The following is a 9,615-nucleotide window of genomic DNA, read 5'->3' on the forward strand; positions in this document are numbered from 1 at the left end:
CGATGCCAAAAGGAGGTGGCGCCGAATGCGCATCTTGATGATCGAGGATGACCGGGACCTTTGCGCCGCGGTTGCGGCCGGCCTGGCAAGGGAGGGCTGGCAGCTTGACGCCTGCCACGACGGCGAGGCCGGGCTCTGCTATTTAAAAGAGGGTGTGTACGATGTGTGCCTTTTGGACCGCATGCTGCCCGGGCTGGACGGCCTGCAGCTTTTGCGCGCCGCCCGCGCCGCGGGTGTGTCTACCCCGGTACTTTTGCTCACCGCCCTGGGTGCGGTGCACGACAAGGTGGACGGCTTGGACGCCGGGGCCGACGACTACCTGGCCAAGCCCTTTGACCTAAGAGAGTTGGCGGCACGTGTGCGCGCGCTGGCCCGGCGGCCCGGCGCGCCCGCCTGTAAGGGCCCTGTGTGCTTTGGGGATCTGGCGCTGGATGCATCGCAGCTGCTGCTCACCGGCCCCGGGGGCAGCGCGGGGCTTTCCCGCAGGGAGTGCGAACTGCTGGAGGCATTGATCCGGGGAGGCGGGCAGCTTTTGCCCCGCGGCCTCCTGCTGGGCAAGGTGTGGGGCCCCTACAGCGAGGTGGAAGACGCCAACCTGGACAGTTACATCCACTTTGTACGGCGCAGACTGCTGGCGGTGAAGGCCCGCACCCTGCTTGTGACCGTGCGCGGGGTGGGGTATCGCCTGGAGGCCCCCCGTGCTTAAGGGGCTGCACCTGCGGCTTGCCGCCCTATTTACCGCCCTCACCGCCCTGGTTTTGGCCGGCGCGCTCGCGGTCGCCTACCGCCTTGCGGCCGCGCAGTACGCCACCGGCAGGCAGGCCCTTCACCAGGCGGCCTTGGCAGGCCTTACCGCCCAGCTCTCGCAGGGGCGGGTGAGCCACGCCTGGCTGGCAGAGCTGGAGGCCTCCGGCCCTTATCTTGCCCTGATCGAGGACGGCGGCCGCCTGCTGAATTTTGCCGGTGCAGCCCAATCCGCCACATCGCGCGCCGAGCTGTGGCGCCGGCTCCGCGGCCAGATGGCCGCGGGCATGGGCGAGGGCCTGCTTGCCGGCGCGGCGGGGGAAGAATACAGCGTGCAAACCGTCACCTTGCGGCCGGGCGGGGGTCGGGTCTGCCTGGCCGCTTTGCTGCGGCCCCTCGCCGGCGAACAGGCGTTTTTGCGGCGGCTGGCAGCGCAGTACCTAGCGCTGGGGCTGGCCGGCTTTGGCCTGCTGACCCTGATCGGCTGGGTGCTCGCCGGCCTGGCGCTGCGCCCTACCCGCCGTGCGCTGCAGCGCCAAACCGAATTTGTGGCCGCAGCCAGCCATGAACTGCGCAGTCCGCTGGCCGTGATCACTGCCAGTCTGCAGGCGGCCCGCGGGGCTCCCCAAGAAGCCCCCGCCCTGCTGGCCGCCGCCGAGCGGGAGAGCAACCGCCTCGCGCGCCTGGCGGACGACCTTTTATGTCTCACCAGCGCGGACGCCCAACGCTGGGCGGTACACAGCATACCCACCAGCCTCGACACCTTTTGCGTGGACCTGTTTGAGCGCTTCGCCCCCTTGGCTGCCCGGCGCGGCCTGCGCTTCGCGTTGGACCTTCCCCCCTCGCCCCTGCCCTGCGTGCTCACCGATCCCGAACGCCTGGCCCAGCTGCTGGGCATTTTTGTGGACAATGCGCTGGAATACGCGCCTGCCGGCACGGCGGTGACCCTTTCGGTCCGCACGGCCGGGCGGCGGGTGCGCCTGACGGTGCGGGACGAAGGGCCGGGCATCGCCCCTGCCGACCGGGAGCGGGTGTGGGAGCGGTTTTACCGGGGCGACGCCAGCCGCAGTTCCAAGCACCATGCGGGCTTAGGGCTCGCGGTGGCAAGGGAACTGGCCCACGCCCTGAACACGCGGCTCACGGTGGGCGATGCACCGGGCGGCGGGGCTGCCTTCAGCGCCGAGCTCGGCACATAGCAAACGGCCCGCCGGAAATTCCGGCGGGCCGCATTGTACTTCTTCGTGGTTTTGGGGCGGCGCGCCCGCGCCGCCCCAAAAGGCGGCTTTTCACAGCGCCCGGCCCTCAATATTCCGCGCGCATCACCGCTTCCCCCTCCAGGGTCTTTGCGGTGAACACGCCGTTTTCGTAGGTCATATAGCTGTGGCTGCCGTCCTTCGGGAGGGCCAGGCTGCCCGGGTTCAGGATCAGGGTATCGCCCTGCCGGCAGGCGTATTTTGTGTGCACATGCCCAAACACAAAGGCGCTGCCTGCCGGCAGCGGGGGCAGGTGCGCAGGGTCGAACAGGTGGCCGTGGGTGGCGAAAAGCGGTTTGCCCGTTTCCAGCCAAAGGGTGGTGTAGTCGGCCATCAGGGGAAATTCCAGCACCATCTGGTCCACCTCGGCGTCACAGTTGCCCCGCACGGCGATGATCCGGTCCTTTAAGCCGTTGAGCATGGGGATCACCCGCTTGGGGTCATACCCCCGCGGCAGATCGTTGCGGGGGCCATGGTACAAAAGATCCCCCAGCAAAAGCAGCTTGTCCGGCCGCTCTTTTTCCACAAGCTCCAGCAGCTTTTCACAATACCAGGCGGATCCGTGCAGGTCCGAGGCAATGAGCAGTTTCATGGGGCTTCACTCTCCTTTTTGCATGGGACGGGTGCAAAGCTTGGGAAACGCCCGTCCGGCACAAGATACACAACGCCTGCCAGCAGCCACACTGTAACATTTACACAGGGCCACATCAAATGGGGTTCCATAAAACCGTGGGCCAGAAACGCCAGGCAGCACACACTCTCGGTAATGCGGCCATTTTTAAGCAGCTTCCACAGCAAAAATGCAAACCCTGCCCACACCAAAAGGCTGGCCACCGGGCCGCCGCTGAACCACCAGCCCAGATAAAGATTGTCGATGATGGCGCCCTGCAGATCTGCCTGCCCTGCAATGCGGGGCGTAAGCTTCAAAAGCGCTTCATGCCCTAAGTACAGCCTGCCGGTAAACAGTCGGTTAAGCTTTTCCAGCAAAACATTGTCCGGGGTGTAGGCCCAGTGCATCCAATAGCTCGCGCCGAACGCCAAAAACGGGCAGGCCGCCAGCAGACCCCGCACCAGGGCAGGGCCGAAGATGCGGGGCAAAAAACGCGCCGCCAGCATACCCGCCAGCAGCAGCGCCAGGCACACGGTCCCGCCCCGGCTGTCCGGTCCGCGGTCGCAGAAAACCGTGACCGCCGCCAACAACACAAAATCGTACCATTTCAACCGCTCCGCGCGCCGCCAGCATACATACATCACCGCCGCGCCCAGTAAAAACGCCCCCAATAAATTGGGCCAGCCGTAACCAAAGCTGTTGCGGGGCCGGCCGCCCTCCAAAAGCAGTGTGGGAACCCACCCCAGCGCCGCGCCGGTCATCACCACCGCCAGGCTGGCCGCCCCCACCGCCAGGCACACCTTCAGCGGGCGGCGCAGCGGAACATCCTTGGCGGCCAACAAAAACAGAACACCCAACATGAACCATTTATTATGGTTGTTCATAAAAACCCAGCGCAGCACAAAGAACACCGGCCACGCCACCACCAGCTGTTTGCCGGAATACCGGCTCGCCAGCAGCAGCTTGCACACAAGGGCTGCCCCATAAAGGTGGTCGATCACCAGCGCCATTGCCGCAATCGTTCCGGGCCATACCTCCCGGATCAGGCTGTTGCCAAAAAACACGCCGAACTGCAGAAGGGCCGCAGCGATAACAAACAGCCCGGGCCCCGCTGCAAGGCGGGGCCGCGGGGCCCAGCCTCCAAACAAAAGCTCCTCTGCGCCCCAGAACCGCCGGATCCCCCCGGCAAAGCTGCCCGCCCTTTGGAATGCCAGCAGCGCCGATACCACCGCGCCGAGCAGCATCCCCAGCAGGGCGATATCCACCTGGAGATACAACGGGTCGTTCAAAAATGTTTCCAACATCCTTCTCCTCAGCTGTATTTTTTCACGATGGCCTGCATCCTGCCAAAGGCTTGTTCCATCTCTTCCACAAGCTTGAACTGGGTGCGGCAGCGCACCAGGTTGTGGGTGGGGTACTGGGTCTTGAAGTAGTCGTCGCCCTGCAGGTAGTCGGTGAGGAAGCGGATGCCGCACTCCAGGGTAATCAGCTTTGCGCCCCAGGGCAGATATTCCTTCTCGGCAGGGGTGAGCACGTCGCCCGCCGCCTCCAGATAGCCGCAGGTATACGCCTCGAACAGCTCCAGGTCAAAATGGACCTTTGCGAGATCCGGTTCGTCCTCGGCCGCGCGGGTGGCGCCGAAGCGGATGGAATCGCCGTAGTCGTTCAGGGCAAGGCCCGGCATAATGGTGTCCAGGTCAATGATGCACAGGCCCTTGCCGGTGGCTGCGTCGAACAGGATGTTGTTGAGCTTGGTGTCGTTGTGGGTTACCCGCAGCGGCAGGCTGCCGCTGCGCAGCTGCTCCATCAGCACGCTGCAGTCCGCCCGCCGCGCCAGCACAAAATCGATCTCTTTTTTACAGGTGCGGGCACGGTTTTTCACATCCCGCTCCAGGGCCCGTTCAAAATTGGCGAGCCGGTCCTCGGTATCGTGGAATTTTGGGATGGTCTCATACAGGGTATCGGCAGGGTAGCCGTCGAGCTGTTTTAAAAACCGGCCAAAGCTGCGGGCCGACTGATAGAATTGCTCGGGGGTTTCCACGCTCTGGTAACAGACCGAATCCGGGATAAAGTTATAGCAGCGCCAGGGCTGGCCCTGGGTGTCCTCAAAATAATTTTCGCCGGATTTCGTCTTGATGTAGCTCAGGGTTTCGCGGTCCGGGTCGCCGCCGTTCTCGCGGATGACCCCCCGCAGGTACTCGGTCACGCCAAAAATATTCGCCATCACCTCGCCCGGGTTTTTAAACACGTGCTTGTTGACCCGCTGCATCACATACCGCAGTTCGTCCTTGCCGCCCTCTGCGGGCATGTACACCGCGTAGGTCTCGTTGATGTGCCCCGCGCCGAACGGGCGCACATAGCTGCACTGGTTGCCAAACCCAAAGGCATAGAGCGCATCCTCCAATTCGCGGGTGCCCACCCCGTCGATGCGGCGGCGCGCGGCAAAAATCACCTCGCCCGCCTCCACCTTGCGCCAGGCCCCAATGCGGCAATTCGCCTTTACCACGCTGCCCAGGCCGATGTGAGCCCCATCCTCCACAACCGTGTCGTGATCCACAATGGCCCCGCAGTTCACAAGGCAGCCCCTGCCCAGCACCGTGTGGGTATTCACCACCGCGCGCTGCATCACAAAGCTGCCCGCGCCGATGACCGCGCTGGGGCTCACCACCGCCGAGGGATGGATGATGGTGGGCACCACAAAATCCGCCTCCAGCAGCTTTTCCACCCAGTGCACCCGCATTTTATTGTTGCCGAACGCCGCCACAGCACAGGGGTACTCCCTGCGCAGGGCCTTGTAATCCACCAATTTGCCGACCACTGCCGGCTCCTTGGCCGCGTCGTCCAGCATGGCAATGCGGTCGAACTGGCGGGTGGCCTGGGCGTTCTCGTAGATCATATGCCCAAAGCCGCCCGCTCCCAAAATCAAAAGATTGGGCATGGCGCACTCTCCTTTTCCGCGGCGCTTCCCAGGCGCCGCGCTTATGTAGTTCTATTATACGTAAAAACGCCGCCCGTTTCAACCAAATGGGCGGCGTTTTTGCGCTGCGGTGCAAAAGCTAGCAGAACCAGAGGGTGTTTTGGTCGCCGTCCAGCACGGCGCGGCGCCCGATGGGCAGGATCGCGTGGTTTTCACCGTGGCCGAAGTCGTCGCAGCAGACCACCGGCACCTTGTGCTTTTGCCCAAAGCGGGCCAGGCGCTCCCGCAGCTCCGGCTGGGCAGCGGTGGAGTAATGGCCGAACAGCAGCCCGCTGATCTGGCGCGCAAAATCGCTCTGCTCCAGGTGCGAGAGCAGCATGCTCACATGGGCCACGTTGTGGAAGGTTTCGTGATCCTCCAAAAAAAGCAGGTAGCGAGCGGCCGGGTCGGTCCTGAAATAGCGGCTGCCCACCAGCAGCGCCATGTTGCCCGCGTAGCCTCCCAAAAGGATGCCCTCGCCCACGCCGCCGTGCAGCGCACAGCGTTCGCCGTTGCTCACAAAGGGTCCGGCTTCGCCCCTTATGATGTGCTGTTCGAACTGGGCCCGGTCGTAGGCGCTGGGGCGGGCCGCCACGCCGGGGGTTTGGCCGTAATAGGTCACCAGCCCGGTGTTCAGGTAGATCGCGGCCAAAAGCGAGGTGCCGTCGCTGTAGCTCAAAAACAGCTTTGGGTGCGCCTTGATGGCCGCAAAATCCACCAGGGGCAGCAGCTCGGCCGCCCCCTCGCCCCCGCCAAACAGGATCAGCTTTACCTCGTCGTCGGCCGCCATAGCATTCAGGTCGGTCGCGCGCTCGCTCTCGGCGGCAAGGTAGCCGTAGGTGGCTTTGTACAGGTTTTGGCCCCGCTTTACCCGGTAGCCCTGCCGTTCAAGGCAGCGGATATTCTCTTCATACACCGCCCGGTCCGGCACCTGGCTGGGGGCGATGATCCCAATGGTGTCGCCCCGCCGCAATCGCTGTGCTGTCATTTAAAAACCGCCTTTTTGTTTTTGTCGCCCGCTTAGCAGCGCCCGGGCATCTTCATTATAAACGCCCGGCCGCCGGTTTTTCAAGCCGCGCCAAAATCAGCCCCGTGTCTTTGCGGGCCGCGGGGCCGCCTCATGCGCTCAATTCCTGCTTTTCCCGTGGCCTCCATGCCCGGCCTGCAGCATGTAGATGGTGGGCACCACCACCAGGGTGAGCACGGTGGACACCAAAAGCCCGAACAGCAGAACGCTTGCCATGGGTGCGGTCATGGGGTCGCCCGCCGCCACCAGGGGCACCAGGCCGATGCAGGTGGTAATGCTGGACAGCATAATGGGCCGAAAGCGCTGGCGCACTGCGTCGCGGCAGGCCTCGCGCACCGGCGTGCCGGCCCGGCGCTCGGCGTCGATCACCTCGATCAGCAATATGCCGTTGTTCACCACCACGCCGAACAGGCTCACAAGCCCCAGCAGGGCCATAACCTGGATGTCCATGCGGAACAGCCACAGCCCAAGGCAGCAGCCGATCAGGCTCAAAGGGATGCTGGTGAGCACGTTCAGGGGTTTTGCAAAGCTGCGGAACTGCAGCAGCAGGATGATATAGATGGCCAGCACCGCAAAAACGGCGGCAATGCCCAGGCTTGTGACCAGGTCCAGCATGTTGCTGGTTTCCCCCCGCTCGGTCACGGTGAGCCCTTCCAGCTCCGCCCCGTCCAAAAATTCGCTCTGCAGCCTGCTTTCCAGCTTGGCGGCCGAATAGCCGGGCAGCACCCCTGCCAGCACGTCCACATACCGCTGGCCATTATAGTGCCGGATCAGCGGGGTGCTGGGCTCCAGCCCAATCTCGGCCACCTGGCCCAGCAGCACCTTGCTGCCGCTCACGCTGCCCACGATGGGCAGGTTTTGCAGGTCTTCCAGGTTCTCCACGTTTGCCCGCACCACAATATCCATATCGCGGCCGCCCACGGTGTACTGGCTGGCGGCGGCCCCCATCAGGCTGGTGTTGAGTTGCTTGATCACATCGTATTTCAAAAGGCCGTAGCCGGACAGGCGCTCGCTGTCAAGCTGCACCTTATACTGGTACTGCGGCACCACGGCGTTGGTTCGCACATTGTCGGTGCCGGGTAAAGCGCGCAGGGCCTCGGCGATCTGCTCGGCCGCGGCGTTAATGCTGTTTTGCTCCTCGCCGCTCACGGTGAGCACAATCTTTGCGTCCGTGGGCATCGAGTATTCCAGGCATTTTACCTCCACCACGGCGCCGGCGACCGCTTCGTCCATGCCGGCCTGCAGGTGCCGGGCCGCGGCGTCGGTGCCACCATACCGCTTCACTTCGTCCTCATTGAGCTGCAGCATAAACTGGGCCGCGTTGCTGGCGGGGGCCATGCTGGGCACCGTGAGGAAAAAGCTGGGCAGCCCGCTGCCCACCGCGCTGGTATAATGCTCCACCAGCGGGTCCCCGTCCAGCAGCGCACCCACTTTTTCGCAGATGCGGCCGGTCTCGGAAAGGCTCATGGTTTCGCCCGAAACGTTGATGTACAACACGGGCTTTGCGCTGCCCGGGAAGAACTGGATGCCCAGCTGCAGCGCCAGCAGCACCGCCACCCCCAGGGTGGAAAAAGCGGCCGTCAGGGTGAGCTTTGGGTGGTTCAGCCCCAAGGCCAGCAGCCTTTCAAAAAAACGGCGCACCACCCCGGACCGGGCCGCCCGGCCCGGCGGTTCAGGGGTAAAAAAGAACGAGGCCAGCACCGGGATCAAAAACATAGCCACCAGGTAGCTTGCCCCCAGCGCCGCAATGACCACAGTGGGAATGGTGCCCGCCACCTGGCCCACCACGCCCGGCACAAAATAGATCACGCTGAAAGTGACCACGGTGGTGAGGGTGCTGGTGAGCACCGGCACCGCCGTGACGCGCACCGCCCCCAGAATCGCCTCCTGCCTTTCCTGCCCGGCGTTCAGGTTTTGCTGGATCGCCTCGCTGATGACCACCGCGTTGTCCACCAGAATGCCCAGGCTCACAATGAGCGCCGCGATCGAGATGAACTGAAACTCGATGGAGAGCAGCTGCATTACGATAAAGGTCATCAGGATGCTCATGGGCAGCGCCACGCTGATGACCAGTGCATTGCGCACCCGCACCCCCAGCATAACCACCAGCACAATCAGAAGGATGCTCTCCAAAAGATTCAGTATAAAGCTGTTGATGTTGTTCTCAATGTCCTGGGGGGCATACATGACCTCGTGGAAGATCAGATCTTCGGGCATTTCGGCTTTGATCCCGTCCAGGGTGCGGCGCAGCTCCTTGCCGATGTTCACCGCGTTCTCGCCCTTTTCCAGCTTTCCCACCAGCAGCACCGCGTCCCGGCCGTCCTGGGTGTAGTAGCTCTCGTCCGCGTCCTCAATGTAGACCTGCGCCACGTCCCTCAGCTTTACAAAGCTCAGCGAATCCTCGGCGCCGGCCACCACGGTGTTCTCAATGTCAGCCAGGTTCTCGAACAGTCCGGAGCTGGCCACGTTGATGGAGCCGGATTCGTAGGTGATGCTGCCCGCCGGGATCGAAAGGTTCTGCGCCTGCATCAGCTGCAGGATATTCTCGATGGAAACGCCATACAGCCGCATCTGGTGGATATCGGCCTCCACCACCACCCGCTTTTCCTTTTCACCGGCAATGCTCACGCCGGAAACGCCCTTCACCTGTTCCAGCCCGCCCTGGATCGTCTTTGCAAAGCTTTCCAGCTCGGCGGCCGAATACACATCGCTGGAAAGGCTGATGATGAACCCGTTGTTGGTGATCAGGTCGGTGCGCACCATGCTCTCCTGGCAGGTGGAGGGCAGCTCACCCTGCACGTCCGCCACTGCCTGCCGCAGCTTTGTTTCCACTTCGTCGATGTACACGTCGTCGTCGTACATCACGGTGATCACGCTGGCGGAGTCCATGCTCATGCTGGTGTAATACTTTATCCGGTCCAGGGTCTTAACCTTGTCCTCCAGCTTTTCGGTCACAAAGCTCTCCACCTCTTCCGGGCCTGCGCCAGGGTACACGGTGGTAATGACCGCCGCCGCGATGGTGGTG

7 protein-coding genes are annotated in these 9,615 nt (G+C 63.4%); 2 read left to right on the top strand and 5 right to left on the bottom strand.

Features of this window, described 5'->3' with window-relative positions:
• Positions 1 to 25: 25 nt before the first annotated feature.
• Both ACMLHZ_RS03020 and ACMLHZ_RS03025 read left to right on the top strand, forming a co-directional pair.
• The gene (locus ACMLHZ_RS03020) at positions 26 to 706 is read left to right on the top strand and encodes a response regulator transcription factor (protein ID WP_418666328.1); all 681 of its coding nucleotides are present in this window, start codon (positions 26 to 28) and stop codon (positions 704 to 706) included.
• Positions 699 to 1,940: a sensor histidine kinase gene (locus ACMLHZ_RS03025; protein WP_418666329.1), complete on the top strand. Its 1,242-nt coding sequence runs from the start codon at positions 699 to 701 to the stop codon at positions 1,938 to 1,940. The genes ACMLHZ_RS03020 and ACMLHZ_RS03025 overlap by 8 nt, the downstream gene beginning before the upstream one ends.
• A gap of 106 nt (positions 1,941 to 2,046) precedes the next feature.
• On the opposite strand, the gene yfcE is transcribed toward ACMLHZ_RS03025, so the two are convergent.
• The 5 genes from yfcE to ACMLHZ_RS03050 form a co-directional block, all read right to left on the bottom strand.
• Entirely contained in the window at positions 2,047 to 2,589 is a 543-nt protein-coding gene (yfcE, locus tag ACMLHZ_RS03030; protein WP_418666330.1) for a phosphodiesterase, read from the bottom strand.
• On the bottom strand, positions 2,586 to 3,908 hold the full coding sequence (locus tag ACMLHZ_RS03035; RefSeq protein WP_418666331.1) for a hypothetical protein: 1,323 nt from the start codon (positions 3,906 to 3,908) through the stop codon (positions 2,586 to 2,588). Before ACMLHZ_RS03035 ends, yfcE begins: the two co-directional genes overlap by 4 nt.
• Before the next feature lie 11 nt (positions 3,909 to 3,919).
• Positions 3,920 to 5,545, bottom strand: a complete 1,626-nt coding sequence (locus tag ACMLHZ_RS03040; protein ID WP_418666332.1) for a phosphotransferase — start codon at positions 5,543 to 5,545, stop codon at positions 3,920 to 3,922.
• Positions 5,546 to 5,663: 118 nt separating this feature from the next.
• Positions 5,664 to 6,551, bottom strand: coding sequence for a S66 peptidase family protein (locus ACMLHZ_RS03045; RefSeq protein WP_418666333.1), 888 nt, complete (start codon positions 6,549 to 6,551; stop codon positions 5,664 to 5,666).
• A 138-nt stretch (positions 6,552 to 6,689) separates the two neighbouring features.
• The coding region (locus tag ACMLHZ_RS03050) for an efflux RND transporter permease subunit (protein WP_418666334.1) at positions 6,690 to 9,615 on the bottom strand (2,926 nt) is incomplete at its 5' end.

Source organism: Allofournierella sp., from assembly GCF_048388525.1.
Classification (GTDB): Bacteria; Bacillota; Clostridia; order Oscillospirales; family Ruminococcaceae; genus BQOK01.

Coding starts and splice junctions, on each gene's coding strand:
- ACMLHZ_RS03020 (WP_418666328.1), top strand. CDS start 26: ATGCGCATCTTGATGATCGAGGATGACCGGGACCTTTGCGCCGCGGTT.
- ACMLHZ_RS03040 (WP_418666332.1), bottom strand. CDS start 5,545: ATGCCCAATCTTTTGATTTTGGGAGCGGGCGGCTTTGGGCATATGATC.
- yfcE (WP_418666330.1), bottom strand. CDS start 2,589: ATGAAACTGCTCATTGCCTCGGACCTGCACGGATCCGCCTGGTATTGT.
- ACMLHZ_RS03045 (WP_418666333.1), bottom strand. CDS start 6,551: ATGACAGCACAGCGATTGCGGCGGGGCGACACCATTGGGATCATCGCC.